The organism is Acidiluteibacter sp. (genome assembly GCF_055129545.1).
The window spans coordinates 130,835-145,442 of sequence record NZ_JBSRUB010000023.1; the positions used below are offsets into that span (position 1 = coordinate 130,835).

A 14,608-nucleotide genomic window follows, 5' to 3' on the forward strand; every position below is an offset into this window, starting at 1 on the left:
TTATGACTTTTTTAGAGCGTTACCTTTCCAAGCAACGGTTGTATTCCGATTTGATTCAGTCAGCTCCTGAGAACAATTTATTGTTGTCTGTGGTTGTTCCTGTTCACAATGAACCTGATATTCTTCCTACTCTAAATGCATTAGCTAATTGCGACCCGACCCAAAATGGAGTCGAAGTAATTTTGGTGATCAATGCATCTGAAATGGCCGAAAAGTCAATAAAACAGCAAAATCAATTAACGAGGGATGTATTCCATGATTTTGTTTCAACGTATGATGGACAGCTAAAGTTTCACTGTATTCTTAATAACGAACTGCCTAAAAAACATGCAGGAGTTGGGTTGGCCCGTAAAATAGGAATGGATGAAGCGGTCGCTCGTTTTGCTAAAATCAATCAAGAAAAAGGTATCATTGTTTGTTTTGATGCCGATTGTACATGCGCTCCCAACTATTTAAAAGAGATTGAGAAAGCATTTATAAAGCATTCTCCAACGGCAATGAGTATTCGATTTGAGCATCCGTTAAATGGAGAAGAATACAGTGCTCAGATTTACGCTTACATTACTGATTATGAACTGCATTTAAGAGTGTATAAAAATTTAATTACCTATGCTGGTTTGCCATACGGATACCATACGGTTGGTTCGTCTATGGCTGTAAATGTATTGGATTATTGCAAGCAAGGCGGAATGAATAAGCGCAAAGCAGGAGAGGATTTTTACTTTCTTCAGAAGTTTATTCAATTAGGGCCTATTTATGAGTTAAATACCACTTGTGTTTATCCCTCTCCTCGAGTTTCTGATCGAGTGCCTTTTGGGACTGGTAGAGCCATTGGAGAACGAGTAGCCTCTAAAGAAATTCAATTCTTAACTTATAGCATGCAATCGTTTTACGATTTGCAGAAACTGACCTGTCGTGTGGCGGGCTTTTATCAATCTTTCGATCAAGTGGATCAATTGCCAAAGTCTATTATTTCCTTTTTTGGCAAGGAGTATTTGGTGACAAAATTGACAGAAATCAAACGAGAGTCGGCGAGTGAACCTACTTTTATCAAGCGATTTTATGCGTGGTTCGATGCCTTTCAATTGCTAAAGTATGTACACTTTGCTCGAGATCATCATTATCCAAATGAGTCGATCCATCAAGTGGCAAAGGAATTATTGACGGTACTGAAGGTGGCCAATAATCCAAATAATAGCCATGATTTATTACTGGCTTATAGGAAAGTAGACAACAATTAATTTTGTCGCGCTTTTCGCAAGTGGTTTAGACTGTTGTAGAATTTACCATCTACAATGTAGCAGCCGGCATCCATCATTTTAAACAATTCTTCTGCTCTGCTTCCTGCGTATTCTTTTGATGTTTTATAACTTTTAATGGCGTCTGTTCCTGTTGTTAATGCATTCTCAGCGCTATCTCTTACAGTAAAATCTAAACTGCTCGCCTCATCAATATCTAATCCTATCAATGAAATCTGATCTTTTTTACAATGAAATAGTTTTAAGCTTTTTGGCGTTCTATGCTCTAAATAGGATACATTTTCCAATGCCTTTTCGATGACTACATCGCTGAACAGCCCAACAATTTCCAACGCATTGTCTTTGCTCTCTTTGTTGATTCGAACCCATTCGTCGTTATCAATTCCGTTAGCGACAAGAAATTGGATGAAATCTTTTTCAAGTAGTTTTAATTCTTCGTCGGTTAAGTATCTATACTTCATAATGGATAGAAAGATAAAAATAATTGGCTAAAAATAAAATTTAATCCAAATTACCTTCAAACGATTTTATTTTTTCTTTTACAGCAGGCAGTATTTCAACAGACTTGCCAGATTTTGCATCAAAACTAACCATCGTGACAATAGAATGCGCTGCAATGGTTTCTTTCCCATCTCTAATGCCAGCGATGACACATTCAAAAGTAAAACTCTTAGTCCCCATACGACTTACTCTGGTGTAGACTTTGGCGATACTGCCAAACATAATTGGAGAGAGGTAATCAATTTCAACACGAGCAACCAATACAGTTACATCACTAATGTTTTTGTATGTGTTCAATACATCTCTAGAGTAATTGATACGCGCTTCTTCTAAGTAGTTTAAGTAACGCGCATTATTAACGTGGTTGAGTGCATCTATGTCCATAAATCGGACAGTGAATTCAGTGGTATGTTTGAAAAGCGAAAAGTCTATTTTACTCATGATGAGAGATTATACTTAAAATTTGTGATATTCTTTGATTGGTAAAGTCCTTTAATTCAGAATAATGAGAGAATTGAAGGAACCATGCAAATTTAACAAAATCGATATCTTGAACGGTAGAAACGTTGGTTAAAGTTTGATAATTATCTGATTCTATATCGTGACTCCATTCGTCTCCTCGAGTTGAAATTTTAGTTTTCAACTTTGCCAGTTGATCGGAATAGTGCAGCGCCTTTTCGATAACAGATTGAAGTTCATTATTTTTTAAATGTAGAAAAAGAGTAAACCCTTTTCCCCACCAAAAAAGCAATCGAAATGAAAAGACCTCGGATTTAGTAAATTTTTTGGGAAAGTCAAGAATCAAAAAAGGCAGTAGATTTAAATTTTCTCCCCTACTAATCTTTGAAAATACCTTTTTGGGAGCATACGAAATGGAAGTGGCATGTTGTGAATAAATGATTTCCATTTCATTCACTATTTCTGCAAATTGCTGCTCTATTTTTTCAAGGGCAGTTGCTTTTACCTTAAAAAAGGATTGGTTCTGTATCGCCTGAAGCTCTGCATCTGTAAACTGCAATGGTTTTTATTTTTTTGTAAAAGTAGGGAAGATTATATCACCCATTCAATACTAAAAGTAATTTTTAAAAGAATCAAACAGCCCCAAACTGCCAATAGTCGTTGTTGGGTAAAGGAGCTTTGAAAGTTTTAAATTCTTTAGATGCTGAGTTTTGATAAGTCAATTTCCAAGAATGAAGACCAATGGAAAGTGGCATGTATTCTTTATCCGAACTATATTTTTCATCACCAATAATGGGTGATCCAATATGAGCCAATTGAGCTCTGATTTGATGAAACCTGCCGGTCTTGGGTTTTATTTCTAATAAATAGCCAAACTCATTTTGGTCTATTAATTCATAGCTAAGCATGCATTCTTGAGCCTCTTTTGATTTTGTTTTGACAATATCCGCTCTTTTTTCTAGTTGGTTTTTCACCAAAAGGTGGGTTAAAGTCCCTTTGGTTTTTGGTGGTTTTTTTACCACAATTGCCAAATAGGTCTTTTGGACTTTTCGGCTGCTAAATAGCTCATTAAATTTGACCAACACACTTTTTTTCTTCGCAAAAATCAAGATTCCACTCGTCACACGATCTAATCGATGAATTACTCCAACATAAGGCTTGGGTTTATGCTTTAAAAGGTATTGAAAAACTTGGTTCTCCACTGTGATGTCCTCGAATGGACTTTTCTCACTAATTAGACCTGCTGTTTTATTTACAACAATGTAATCGTTGTTCTCTTCTATAACTTCCAAATTTAGCATTGACATATCACAGTTTTATTGAAGAATTAAGTTTAAAAAGTGTTTATTAATTCAAATTCGAAGGTAATTGAATTAAATAGTTTAATTGAAATATTTTACCATTTAACACGCTTCTATATTCAGAATTTGTTCTACATTTAATGCTCAATTAAAGATATCTTACAATGCCGAAACTGACCTATAGAATCATTAAAAAAGGACTCTTCGAAAGCATCGAAAAGTTTGAAGGACGCATTAATGATTTAGCAGCTGAAGGATGGATAGCCGTCTCTATCAGTAGCGAAAACAGCAATGCGATTGTGGTATTAATGAAAAAAGAAACAGGTAATTAAAACCAAAAAAGCGCATTTTTCAATGCGCTTTTCGTTTATTCTTGTTCCGGCTTTTTCTTCATCGGATAGGCAATCTTCTTCTCACCTGAAGGAGTCGTTGATTGATCACTCTTCGGCTTAAAGCTCTTCTTCTTATTTCGGTTGTTGTTATTTTTCTTGTTGTTATTGTTGCTCTTTGGTCTTTCAGAATTAGCATCATAGGCTGGTCCTGCAGAAAAACCTTCTGGTAAAGGAATCTTCGGAACTTCCATATTAATCAATTGCTCAATTTTCTTGAAGTTGTAAACATCTCTACTATTGATAAATGTCCATGCAGTTCCTGTAGATTGAGCTCTTGCAGTTCTTCCTACTCGGTGTACATAGTCTTCAGCATCACCAGGAACATCGTAATTAATTACCAAATCAATGCTGTCGATATCTATTCCTCTTGAAATAATATCAGTACCAACCAGAATTTTTAATTTTTGATTTTTGAAGCGTCTCAATACTTCCTCTCGCTGTGTTTGATCCAAATCAGATTGGATCCCATCCGCATCTAATCCTAATTTTCTTAAGTTTCGTTTGATGTCGTTCACATTCACTTTTCGTGAAGTAAAGATGACAATGCTTCTCAAGTCTTTTTTTCCTTTAATTAAGGTCTCAAGTAATCCAATTTTTTGAGAATCATCAATTAAGTATGCTTCTTGAACTACACCTTCTGCCATTTTAGAAATCGCAATGCTAATTTCTACAGGATCAATCATGCTTTCTTTTGCCAGACTTCTAATTTTAGGAGGCATAGTCGCCGAAAACATAATGGTTTGTTTCTTCTTCGGAAGGTATTCAATAATTTTTTTAATATCATCGTTGAATCCCATGTCCATCATGCGATCCGCTTCGTCTAATATCAAATGTTTCACATTATCCAATTTAGCATAACCTAAATTTAAGTGAGACAACAATCGCCCCGGAGTCGCTACAATAATATCAGCACCGGTAGTTAACGCTGTTTTTTCTTGGTCGAAAACACTTCCAGATCCACCACCATAAATGGCGATAGAACTGATGCCGCTGAAATAACTAAAACCTTCCAGTTGCTGGTCGATTTGTTGCGCTAATTCTCTTGTTGGCGCTATAATTATAGTATTTAGATTACCACCTTCACCGCTCACGATTTTGTGAATAATGGGCAACAAAAATGCAGCAGTTTTACCTGTACCTGTTTGGGCACAAGCAATAACGTCTTTCATTTTCAATATTTCGGGGATGGCTTTTTCTTGAACAGGAGTAGGGTTTTCAAAACCCATCGCTTCGAGGGCCTCGTTTACAGTAGGATGTAAGCCAAAATCAGTAAAATTCAAAGTGCAAATATTTTTGCAGTGAAATTACGGATAATTCATTAGATAGAGCATCTATTCAGTTCAATCCCATTAATTGATTTTAAATAAAAAAAATCTTGGAGATTGAAGCAAGTAGAAAGTTGAAACTTACAACTTCGATTCCTGAATTACTCTATTTTATCTTATTTTTGAAGAATGGATTTTAAAAACGTTGACTTAGGTCATTTCAGTGAATTAATAGGAAAAAAACAACGGATTTGTATACTTTCTCATAAATCTCCTGATGGAGATTCGATCGGTTCTTCTCTAGGAATGTATCATTTTCTAAATCAATTGGGTCATCAAGTTAGTGTGATTACTCCTGATCGCCCACCAAGTTTTTTGAATTGGTTAGAAGGGAGTGATCAAATTATCAATTTCGAATATCAATCAGGGAAAGCAACTTCTGCTATTGAAAATGCAGATTGGTTATTTTGTTTGGATTTTAATGGATTAAATCGAGTAGGTGATTTGACAGAATTGTTGACCAATTCAAAAGCCAAGAAATTTAACATCGATCACCATCAAGAGCCAGAGCATTTTGCAGAATTCGAATACATTGAAACAGATGCCAGCTCAACTGCTCAGTTAATATATGAGTTAATTGCTCAAACTCCACACTTGGATTTGATGAATCCAGCCATCGCTCAAGCGTTATATGTGGGCATTATGACTGATACAGGATCATTCCGATTCTCGTCTACAACAGCGTCTACACATCATGTTATTGCGAATCTAATTGCCACAGGAATTGACAATGCAGCCATTCATCGAAATATTTATGATAGCTCTACTGAGCAACGATTGAGACTCTTGGGGTATGCCATCAGTGATAAAATGCGATTATTCAAAGAACACGGGTTTTCAATTATTGGACTTTCTGAGGAAGAATTGCAACGATTCAATTATCAAAAAGGAGACACTGAAGGGATCGTGAATTACCCATTGTCTATTCAAGAAATTAAAGTTTCTGTTTTTCTTTCATCCAAAGATGATAAAGTGAAGATGTCTTTTCGATCTAAGGGAGATATTGCTGTAAATGGAATCGCCAATACCTATTTTGAAGGCGGCGGACACGTAAATGCTGCAGGCGGGATCTCTTATATTTCTTTAGAAGAAACGATAGAAAAATTAATAACCATATTAAAGGAAGAATTTCCAAATGTTACTAAATAATAGAATGAAATCAATTCTGATTTTTATTGTTTTTGGGTTTCTTTTTACTTCGTGCAATAGCCAGGAGCAAAAGCAAGAATTGCAGTATTCAAGCAAAAAGAATTTTGAGGAGGCAATGATTGAATCGCACAAGAAATTTATTCAGAAATCAGACGATGAGATTGCGACCTATATTGAGAGTTCCGAATACACATTTGAAACCACTGGAACCGGATTGCGACATGCAGTAATAAATGAAGGAATTGGAGTCATTCCCAAAGTAGGTGATCAGGTCAAGATAAAATACACCATTCGATTTTTGGATGGAGAGCCAGTAATGGAATACGAGCAGGGTCGGAATTTGGAGTTTTTTATTGAGAAATCAGATGTGGAAACAGGATTGCATCAAGCGCTGCAGCTGATGAAAGTGGGAGAGAAGGCAGAGTTTATTCTCCCCCCTCATTTAGCATTTGGCATGAGTGGCGACAGGAATGGAATACCACCACAATCTACTTTAATTTACACCATAGAATTATTAGCTTTAAGATGAAAAAATTTCTATTAATTCTTGCAATTATTTTAAGTGTCCTTGCGTGCAAAAAGCCTAAGAAAGAGGTCGATATTTTGCCAGATGGTACCCAATTTAAATTGATGGCATTTGGTGAAAATATAGATTCCATTCAATTGACTCAGTACTTGTTGTGTTATATCACTATTGCAGATACTATGGGCGATACGATACATTATGTACCGAACTTTCCCTATTTTGTTGAATACTATAAAGAGTCACCATTGTATGAAGCGCTGAATCATTTGCATTTAGGAGATTCTTTTCACTTGATTATTCAAGAAAAATTACTCTTTGAGGCATTTGGGTTTGATCGATTAACTGAAAATAGTGAAAAGTTACTTGAATTAAGAATCAGAGCATTGGATTTTATAACTGAAGATAATTTAAAAAATAAGTTGCTGGAAGGATTAGAAAAACGTTTCAATAATGAAGATGTTGACATCAAAAATTACCTTTCTAGACAACCAGATCGAGATGCTTATATTAAGGATAAAGGCATATATAAAAAGTCAGAAATAAAGAGTACCCAAACACCTATTAAATTTGGCGATATAGTGACATTAGAGTATGATGGTCAGTTTCTTGATGGTTATGTATTTGACTCAAAAAAAGGAGATAATTCTCTGGAGATTACCTATGGAATGAGCGATCAAGTTATCAGTGGAATAGAGCAAGGAATTAATGGTTTATCTGAAGGAGAAAGTGTGAAAATTATATTACCTTCGCATCTTGCTTTTGGAGCAGAGGGATCGGTAAAAGGAATCGTTCCACCTTATACTCCAGTAGCCTATAAAATTTTCGTTAAAAAAGTAACACACACAAATTAAAATGAAAAACAAATTTTTAAAGAGTATTGCAGCAGGTTTAGTAGTATCATCAGCTTTAGTAGCATGTGGTGAAAAATCAGAATTTCCCGGTTTTACAAAATTAGAAGATGGTTTATACATCAAATATGAAAGTAGAGTAGAAGGCGCAAGAGAAGCCCAAAAAGGTGATATCTTGACAATGAGTTTGAAATACGGTACTAAAGATTCTACGTTAATGAATACCGCAGATAATGGAGCACCATTCCGATTGCAATTGGATACTGCAGCTTTCGTTGGCGATATTATGAACGGATTTAGAAGCCTAAGAGTAGGAGATAGTGCAGTTATTATTGCTGGTGCTTATGACTTCTTCACAAAAACAGTTGGAGCGCCAATGCCTGAATTTATTGATTCAGCTGAAGTGTTATACTTTACTGTTAAATTGAACGAAGTAGAATCAGAAGAAGAAGCAAGACAAAAAGCAGAAGCTGGAAATGCTCAAAAAGCGTTGAAAGAACAAGAATCTATGGCCGCTTACATTGAAGCAAATCAAGTTACAGTAGAACCAACTGCTTCAGGTTTATACTTCATTTCTGAAACTAAAGGAACAGGAAAAGCTGCTGAATCAGGTAAAACTGTGAAAGTACATTATACAGGTATGTTCTTAGACGGGACTAAATTTGATTCTTCTGTAGATAGAGGTGAGCCATTTGAATTTCAATTGGGTGTAGGAAACGTTATCCGTGGATGGGATGAAGGTGTAGCCATGATGAAAGAAGGTGGAAAAGCAAAATTGATTATTCCATCAAGTTTAGCATATGGACCACAAGACAACGGCCCAATTCCTGGGTTTTCTACCTTATTGTTTGAAGTAGAATTAATTGAAGTAGTAGACTAATGAAAAAAATAACATTTTTATCTTTAACAATCGGTTTGTCAGTTTTGACTGCTTGTAGTGTTTTCAAAGGAAATTCTACCAAGAAAGAAAATAGAGAAACTGGTAAAGTCATCACTACTCCTTCGGGGTTAAGTTATGTGTTAAATGAATTGGGTACAGGAGAGTCAGTAGATTCTGGTAAAGTGGTTACCGTTCACTATACTGGTTTTTTAACGGACAGTACAAAGTTCGATTCATCTAAAGATAGAAATGAGCCATTTACGTTTAAAGTTGGTGGTGGTATGGTTATCGGAGGTTGGGATGAAGGCTTGAGTTACCTAAAAGTAGGCGACAAAGCAACGTTCACTATTCCTGCTGAACTTGGCTACGGAAGCAAAGCTCAAGGAAGTATTCCTGCAAATTCTACTTTGATTTTTGATGTCGATGTGTTGAATGTGAAAGATGGAGCGAAACCTTTTATTGTAAAAGGATTAGATACAACCTCATTTTCTTCAGGTCTCAAAATGATAAAAATAATAGAGAATACAGATAGTATTTTACCCAATAGAGGTCAAATGGTGTCTGTAGACTATTCTGGATATTTAGTAGATGGTAAATTGTTCGATTCTTCTGTTGACCGAGGAAAACCGATAGAGTTTCCTGTTGGTAACGGCAGTGTAATTAAAGGATGGGATGAAGCCATTTTAAAAATGCACAAAGGAGATAAATCACGATTAATAATTCCTGCATCACTCGCTTATGGCGAAAGAGGAGCAGGCAAGGTGATACCGCCAAATGCCACCTTAATTTTTGATGTCGTATTGGTGGATATAAAATAATGAAAAGGTCTTGGTTTAACCAAGACCTTTTTCTTTTAAGGCTATCAACAATTAAGTGTTTAATGTTTTAATTTCAATTTATTGATTTTAAAAATGAATGCATACCTTTGAAAGAGAAGATTTTTTTAATGTGAATTAGCTTATTTGTTCATGGAAAAATATGACTTATGCGTTATTGGAGGAGGGCCTGCAGGTTATGCCGCCGCCATGAGAGCAATAGATTTCGGTAAAAAAGTAATCTTAATAGAGAAATCTAAATTAGGGGGATATGGCATCTATGATGGAGCTCTAGCCTCAAAAACGATGTGGGAACTCTCTAACAAAATAAGAACAGTTAGAGAAACCATAGGTCAGGATAGACGGATTGACATGACTTTTGATGAAGTCAAAAATATAATCGAAGAAGCATTATTTGAACGAAAGTTCCAACTCTCTTGTCATTTAAGAATTATTCATTCTGAAACAGACCTCATTACTTATGAAAGAGGAGATGCCAGTTTCCAAACATCCAAAGAAATTCTAATCAAAAAGCCAAATGGTGATGAAATGGTAGTTTTCGCAGATTATACTGTTATTGCTACCGGTAGCCGACCAAGAGTCATCCCTAATATTGATGTTGACGAAAAGAACATCTTGACTTCTGATGGTATTTTACACATTGATAGTTTCCCTAAAAGCATGGTAATTCTGGGTGCAGGGGTCATCGGTTGTGAATTTGCAGCAATGTTTTCCAACTTTGGACAAACGAAGGTATACCTGATTGATAAAGCTGAACGAATTCTTCCTTTTGAAGACGATGATGTAGCCGATATGGTAGCTACAAACTTGGAAGAGAATGGTGTAGTTATTCACCGTGGTTCTCAGTTGATTCGTATGGAACACAAGGATGGCGGTGTAGAGTATGAATTAGAAAATAATGATGGAACAAGAGAAGTAATCCAAGTGGATAAGGCGATGCTTTCAATTGGACGAGTGCCTAATATTGAAAATTTAAATCTTTCAAATGCTGGTGTTGCAATGAGCAAACGTGGAGTTCACATCGGAGATACAGATACACAAACAAATGTTCCACACATATATGCAGTTGGGGATGTATCAGGAAATTTGGCGTTGGTAAATGTTGGAGAAAGAGAAGCTCGTCATGCTGTTGTGCGGATGTTTGCAGATTTTGCAGTAAAACCAATCCAATACTCCAACATTTCTACCATAATGTTTTTGAATCCTGAAGTTGCAGCGGTTGGAATAAATGTTCAACAAGCAGTTGAACAGAATATTCCAATACGAGTTTCTAAAGTGGATTATTCCACCATCGCTCGAGCGATTGCCATGCGAAAAACCAATGGATTTTTTAAAATTATAGTTTCTGATGACGATGAAATGAAAGTATTAGGGATGCGTGCTGTCGGTGAACATGCCTCTAGTGCGATTCAGTCTATCGCTTTATTAATGTATATGGGTAAAGGGATTGAAGAATTGGCACATATGATTCACCCTCATCCATCCATTGTAGAAGGAATTCAAGAATGTGTTCGGATGCTTTTAGGAAAAAGTATTTATAAGTCCTCGGTCTTTAAAGACAAACTAAAGTGTTACCGATTGGTAAATGGAGAACGGATTCCACTAAATGTAATCGCTCATCATAAGGTGGTGGATGATATTGCAGAATTAGACAATAGCAAATAAATTTAATTTATTTCACTATACAAAACAGGCTGACTCATTTGAGCCAGCCTGTTTTGATATATGGTAAATGATGTTCCTAAGGCCTGTAATCAGGATTTGTTACAAAAGAAGGGTCGGACAATGCTTTCAAAAAAGCCACTAAATCCCTTTTATTTTGAGGGGATAAGTTTATAATGTGTCCATTAGCTCCAGTTCTGTGAAACATTTGAGGACTAATATTAGGCGAGTTTGGTTCAACATCTTGATCATAAAAGTCAACCACCTCTTCCAGTGTATTGAATCGACCATCGTGCATGTATGGTGCAGTGTAAATAAGGTTTCTCAGTGATGGAACTTTGAATTTTCCAACATCAGAGGCTAACTTAGTAATTGCTGCTCTTCCTGAATCTGGATAGGTGTCTAAACCATTGTTAGAAAAAGAAAAGTCCGTCCATAAAGGATTATACTGGTCGCCATGACAATGTGTGCAATCTCCACCATTTGGATCAATAAACACTTGAAAACCTCTTCTTTCTTCTAACGTTAGTAACCTTCCATTTACGGGGAATCCTTCATAAGCACTAAACTCATTGTCAGCAGGACTGTTACTACTGATTAAGGTTCTCAAAAATTGAGCAATAGCTTTCACAGTTGTATTGGAGTCGATGGCCTCTTTAGGAAATGCTCTTTTGAATAAATTGATATAGATAGGATCGCTCTGAAGTTTTAGAGCAACATTTGGCCAAGATTCCATCATTTCTAATGGATGTTTAACAGGTCCAAAAATCTGTTCTTCTAATGTTTTAGCACTACCGTTCCAGTTGTAACTTTCGGCATAGATGAGATTGAATAATGGCATAGCATTGATTATGCCTTGCTGTCTCATTGCACCTAAACTAAATGCTTTTCCTGCATCATTAAATGCAAAATTAGGATCATGACAATTAGAACATGAAATCGTATTATTTATGGATAGTTTCTTTTCATAAAATAGTTTCTTTCCTAAAGCTATTCCTTCTAATGTAAATGGATTCTCTTTTGGGATTTTTGGTTTTGTAGTAAAAGCATCGAAGTATGGAGGTGTCTTTAAAGTATATGGTGTTGGTTCATTTATACAAGTATCACAATTTGTTAAACGAGTAATTTCTATTGGTTCAATAGGGTCGTCATCTATGCAACTGCTGGTAAATAGTATTAATACTATTGCTGACGTGAAAATAAATTTGGAAAATCCTTTTTTTAAGATCATACTTATTAGACTCTATCCTTTAATAGATTGTCTGATTTTGATAAAGATATTCAATTAAAATGTACTACTTTATTCAAAAGAAGGAAAAATAATATTTAAGCTATTATACAAAACAGGCTGACTCAAATGAGTCAGCCTGTTTTAATATTTATTGTTTATATAGAGACTATGGCCTGTAATCAGGATTTGTTACAAAAGAAGGATCAGACAATGCTTTCAAGAAAGCCACTAAATCGCGCTTATTTTGAGGGGATAAGTTTATAATGTGTCCATTAGCTCCAGTTCTGTGAAACATATCTGGACTAATGTTTGGTGAATTTGGTTCAACATCTTGATCATAAAAGTCAACCACCTCTTCCAGTGTATTGAATCGACCATCGTGCATGTATGGTGCAGTGTAAATAAGGTTTCTCAGTGATGGGACTTTGAATTTTCCAACATCAGAGGCTAACTTAGTAACTGCAGCACGTCCCGAATCTGGGGAAGCGTCCAATCCATTGTTTTTAAAAGTGTACTCTGTCCATAAAGGGTTGTAACGATTTCCATGGCAATGCTCACAATCTCCACCTTCTTGGTCACTAAAAACTTGAAAGCCTCTTTTTTCCTCAGCAGTTAACAATCTTCCTGTTACAGGGTAACCCAATTGACTCCCAAACTCATTGTCAGCAGGACTATTGCCACTGATTAAGGTTCTCAAAAATTGAGCAATAGCTTTCACCGTTGTATTGGAATCAATGGCTTGATTTGGAAATGCCTTCTTGAATAAATTGACATACGCAGGATCACTCTGAAGTTTGTTAGCAACATTTGGCCAAGACTCCATCATTTCTAAAGGATGTTTAACTGGTCCAAAAATCTGTTGCTCTAATGATTCTGCATTTCCATTCCAGTTGTAGCTGTCAGCATAAATAAGGTTAAACAGGGGCATAGCATTGATAATACCTTGTTGTCCCATCGCACCAAGGCTAAATGCAACCCCTTGATCATTAAATGAAAAATTAGGATCGTGACAACTAGAACATGAAATTGTATTATTTATGGATAGTTTCTTTTCATAAAATAACTTCTTTCCTAAAGCTATTCCCTCCACTGTAAATGGATTATCTTTTGGAATCTTTGGATCAGGAACCACAGAGAAGAAAGGTGGTAATTTCAAATTATACGGAGTCGGAACATAATTCTGATCGCATGTATCACAAGGAGGTTGCTGAATTGGTTCAATCGGATCATCATCTACACAACTCACCGCGAATAGTATCCCGATCATCGCCATTATTAAGGGTATTTTAGTATCGACTATCTTCATGTTCAAAAAATTAATTACTCTAACTAATGTAAGATTACTTCATTTAATATAAACTTTTTTATATATAACAAAGATCATTTCAATTGGTTGTGATAATAATAAGTCGCTCACTTATGCTTTATAAATGAGCGACTTCTAACTTACTTTTTTACAGCAGTAAAAACATCCTTGCCGTTGGTGTTTAACAATTTTTGAGCATCATAAATTGGCATAATCCCTGCTCCATATTGATTGAAATCCCAATTCGTTGGATTGGTATACCATTCATTGATGTCCATTGTAAATTCGATCTCAAAGTTTCCATTTACTACAAAACTTGAATTAGGAATTGTAACAGTAAAGTGATTTTCTTCAAAAATAGGATCATTGTTTGAATCGAATTTTCGAGCAGTTCCCATATGTGTTGCAAGTGCAGCACTTGAATTAGAGCTGTCTATGAAACCTCCTTCCAACTGCATAAAGTGATATCCTCCACCTAACATGTCAGGCCAGTTCCAGTTGGCTACATTTAATTCAGGGTAAGCCGCATTTACATTGTCTTCTTTGTCAAATCCAAAGGTGTATGAAATTCCAGTGTAATTTCCTTCTGGAATGTCTTCAGAAGGAGAAAACGTTAATGTTTCGGATTTAGAAATGTCAACAAAAAAGTACTGTGCTAACTCTACACTTGATCCATTAGAATGATGTAAGGTAACGTTAGAGATTAAATACCTCAATTTAGAAACGTTGTATTTCTGTCCCATCGCATTGGTGTATGGAGTGTTTGCTGCATTCAATGTTACTGCATTGCTTCCTGACACATGGTTGAAAGAAACTGTTGATTTGTAAAACTGAGTATCTTTATCCTCTTTTTTACAACCCGTAAAAACTAGAGCTCCTACTGTCAGAAATATTGCTAAATATTTGAATTTAAAAGTTTTCATATCTATAATT

Annotated in this window: 16 protein-coding genes; 8 read left to right on the plus strand and 8 right to left on the minus strand. The window is 35.7% G+C overall.

Features of this window, described 5'->3' with window-relative positions; translation table 11 throughout:
* Nucleotides 1–2 precede the first annotated feature (2 nt).
* On the plus strand, nt 3–1,241 hold the full coding sequence (locus ACTB0X_RS11325; protein ID WP_463025135.1) for a glycosyltransferase family 2 protein: 1,239 nt from the start codon (nt 3–5) through the stop codon (nt 1,239–1,241).
* Here ACTB0X_RS11325 and ACTB0X_RS11330 read toward each other — a convergent pair.
* The 4 genes from ACTB0X_RS11330 to ACTB0X_RS11345 form a co-directional block, all read right to left on the minus strand.
* Nucleotides 1,238–1,720, minus strand: a complete 483-nt coding sequence (locus ACTB0X_RS11330; RefSeq protein ID WP_463025136.1) for a DUF6495 family protein — start codon at nt 1,718–1,720, stop codon at nt 1,238–1,240. The two genes, ACTB0X_RS11325 and ACTB0X_RS11330, sit on opposite strands and share 4 nt — an antisense overlap.
* A gap of 40 nt (nt 1,721–1,760) precedes the next feature.
* Nucleotides 1,761–2,201 carry an acyl-CoA thioesterase gene (locus ACTB0X_RS11335; RefSeq protein ID WP_463025137.1) on the minus strand — a complete coding sequence of 147 codons (441 nt, stop codon included), beginning with the start codon at nt 2,199–2,201 and terminating at the stop codon, nt 1,761–1,763.
* Complete coding sequence (locus ACTB0X_RS11340) at nt 2,194–2,778, minus strand: hypothetical protein (RefSeq protein WP_463025138.1); 585 nt, start codon at nt 2,776–2,778, stop codon at nt 2,194–2,196. The genes ACTB0X_RS11335 and ACTB0X_RS11340 overlap by 8 nt, the downstream gene beginning before the upstream one ends.
* A 73-nt stretch (nt 2,779–2,851) precedes the next feature.
* Entirely contained in the window at nt 2,852–3,526 is a 675-nt protein-coding gene (locus tag ACTB0X_RS11345; RefSeq protein ID WP_463025139.1) for an RluA family pseudouridine synthase, read from the minus strand.
* A gap of 158 nt (nt 3,527–3,684) precedes the next feature.
* Here ACTB0X_RS11345 and ACTB0X_RS11350 point away from each other — a divergent pair, with 158 nt between their 5' ends.
* Nucleotides 3,685–3,852, plus strand: coding sequence for a hypothetical protein (locus ACTB0X_RS11350; RefSeq protein WP_463025140.1), 168 nt, complete (start codon nt 3,685–3,687; stop codon nt 3,850–3,852).
* Nucleotides 3,853–3,887: 35 nt separating this feature from the next.
* Here the strand turns inward: ACTB0X_RS11350 and ACTB0X_RS11355 are convergent, their stop codons facing one another.
* Nucleotides 3,888–5,192 carry a DEAD/DEAH box helicase gene (locus ACTB0X_RS11355; RefSeq protein ID WP_463025141.1) on the minus strand — a complete coding sequence of 435 codons (1,305 nt, stop codon included), beginning with the start codon at nt 5,190–5,192 and terminating at the stop codon, nt 3,888–3,890.
* A 174-nt stretch (nt 5,193–5,366) separates the two neighbouring features.
* Between ACTB0X_RS11355 and ACTB0X_RS11360 the strand changes: the two genes are divergently transcribed.
* The 6 genes from ACTB0X_RS11360 (at nt 5,367) to ACTB0X_RS11385 (ending at nt 11,141) form a co-directional block, all read left to right on the plus strand.
* Entirely contained in the window at nt 5,367–6,386 is a 1,020-nt protein-coding gene (locus ACTB0X_RS11360; RefSeq protein WP_463025142.1) for a DHH family phosphoesterase, read from the plus strand.
* 4 nt (nt 6,387–6,390) lie between these two features.
* Entirely contained in the window at nt 6,391–6,915 is a 525-nt protein-coding gene (locus ACTB0X_RS11365) for an FKBP-type peptidyl-prolyl cis-trans isomerase (protein WP_463025143.1), read from the plus strand.
* Nucleotides 6,912–7,763, plus strand: coding sequence for an FKBP-type peptidyl-prolyl cis-trans isomerase (locus ACTB0X_RS11370; RefSeq protein WP_463025144.1), 852 nt, complete (start codon nt 6,912–6,914; stop codon nt 7,761–7,763). The genes ACTB0X_RS11365 and ACTB0X_RS11370 overlap by 4 nt, the downstream gene beginning before the upstream one ends.
* Nucleotide 7,764: 1 nt before the next feature.
* A complete protein-coding gene (locus ACTB0X_RS11375; RefSeq protein WP_463025145.1) occupies nt 7,765–8,640 on the plus strand; it encodes an FKBP-type peptidyl-prolyl cis-trans isomerase in 876 nt (291 codons plus the stop codon).
* Nucleotides 8,640–9,458, plus strand: coding sequence for an FKBP-type peptidyl-prolyl cis-trans isomerase (locus tag ACTB0X_RS11380; RefSeq protein WP_463025146.1), 819 nt, complete (start codon nt 8,640–8,642; stop codon nt 9,456–9,458). The genes ACTB0X_RS11375 and ACTB0X_RS11380 overlap by 1 nt, the downstream gene beginning before the upstream one ends.
* Before the next feature lie 150 nt (nt 9,459–9,608).
* Nucleotides 9,609–11,141 (plus strand): dihydrolipoyl dehydrogenase family protein, encoded by a 1,533-nt coding sequence (locus tag ACTB0X_RS11385; RefSeq protein WP_463025147.1) that lies wholly within the window; start codon nt 9,609–9,611, stop codon nt 11,139–11,141.
* A 76-nt stretch (nt 11,142–11,217) separates the two neighbouring features.
* On the opposite strand, the gene ACTB0X_RS11390 is transcribed toward ACTB0X_RS11385, so the two are convergent.
* From ACTB0X_RS11390 to ACTB0X_RS11400, 3 genes are all read right to left on the minus strand, one after another.
* Entirely contained in the window at nt 11,218–12,369 is a 1,152-nt protein-coding gene (locus ACTB0X_RS11390) for a cytochrome-c peroxidase (RefSeq protein ID WP_463025148.1), read from the minus strand.
* A 166-nt stretch (nt 12,370–12,535) separates the two neighbouring features.
* The gene (locus ACTB0X_RS11395; RefSeq protein ID WP_463025149.1) at nt 12,536–13,675 is read right to left on the minus strand and encodes a cytochrome-c peroxidase; all 1,140 of its coding nucleotides are present in this window, start codon (nt 13,673–13,675) and stop codon (nt 12,536–12,538) included.
* Between the two features lie 140 nt (nt 13,676–13,815).
* Nucleotides 13,816–14,598, minus strand: a complete 783-nt coding sequence (locus tag ACTB0X_RS11400; protein ID WP_463025150.1) for an MbnP family protein — start codon at nt 14,596–14,598, stop codon at nt 13,816–13,818.
* Nucleotides 14,599–14,608: the final 10 nt, after the last annotated feature.

Coding starts and splice junctions, on each gene's coding strand:
- ACTB0X_RS11350 (WP_463025140.1), top strand. CDS start 3,685: ATGCCGAAACTGACCTATAGAATCATTAAAAAAGGACTCTTCGAAAGC.
- ACTB0X_RS11375 (WP_463025145.1), top strand. CDS start 7,765: ATGAAAAACAAATTTTTAAAGAGTATTGCAGCAGGTTTAGTAGTATCA.
- ACTB0X_RS11380 (WP_463025146.1), top strand. CDS start 8,640: ATGAAAAAAATAACATTTTTATCTTTAACAATCGGTTTGTCAGTTTTG.
- ACTB0X_RS11335 (WP_463025137.1), bottom strand. CDS start 2,201: ATGAGTAAAATAGACTTTTCGCTTTTCAAACATACCACTGAATTCACT.
- ACTB0X_RS11400 (WP_463025150.1), bottom strand. CDS start 14,598: ATGAAAACTTTTAAATTCAAATATTTAGCAATATTTCTGACAGTAGGA.
- ACTB0X_RS11365 (WP_463025143.1), top strand. CDS start 6,391: ATGAAATCAATTCTGATTTTTATTGTTTTTGGGTTTCTTTTTACTTCG.
- ACTB0X_RS11330 (WP_463025136.1), bottom strand. CDS start 1,720: ATGAAGTATAGATACTTAACCGACGAAGAATTAAAACTACTTGAAAAA.
- ACTB0X_RS11390 (WP_463025148.1), bottom strand. CDS start 12,369: ATGATCTTAAAAAAAGGATTTTCCAAATTTATTTTCACGTCAGCAATA.
- ACTB0X_RS11370 (WP_463025144.1), top strand. CDS start 6,912: ATGAAAAAATTTCTATTAATTCTTGCAATTATTTTAAGTGTCCTTGCG.
- ACTB0X_RS11385 (WP_463025147.1), top strand. CDS start 9,609: ATGGAAAAATATGACTTATGCGTTATTGGAGGAGGGCCTGCAGGTTAT.
- ACTB0X_RS11345 (WP_463025139.1), bottom strand. CDS start 3,526: ATGTCAATGCTAAATTTGGAAGTTATAGAAGAGAACAACGATTACATT.
- ACTB0X_RS11395 (WP_463025149.1), bottom strand. CDS start 13,675: ATGAAGATAGTCGATACTAAAATACCCTTAATAATGGCGATGATCGGG.
- ACTB0X_RS11360 (WP_463025142.1), top strand. CDS start 5,367: ATGGATTTTAAAAACGTTGACTTAGGTCATTTCAGTGAATTAATAGGA.
- ACTB0X_RS11325 (WP_463025135.1), top strand. CDS start 3: ATGACTTTTTTAGAGCGTTACCTTTCCAAGCAACGGTTGTATTCCGAT.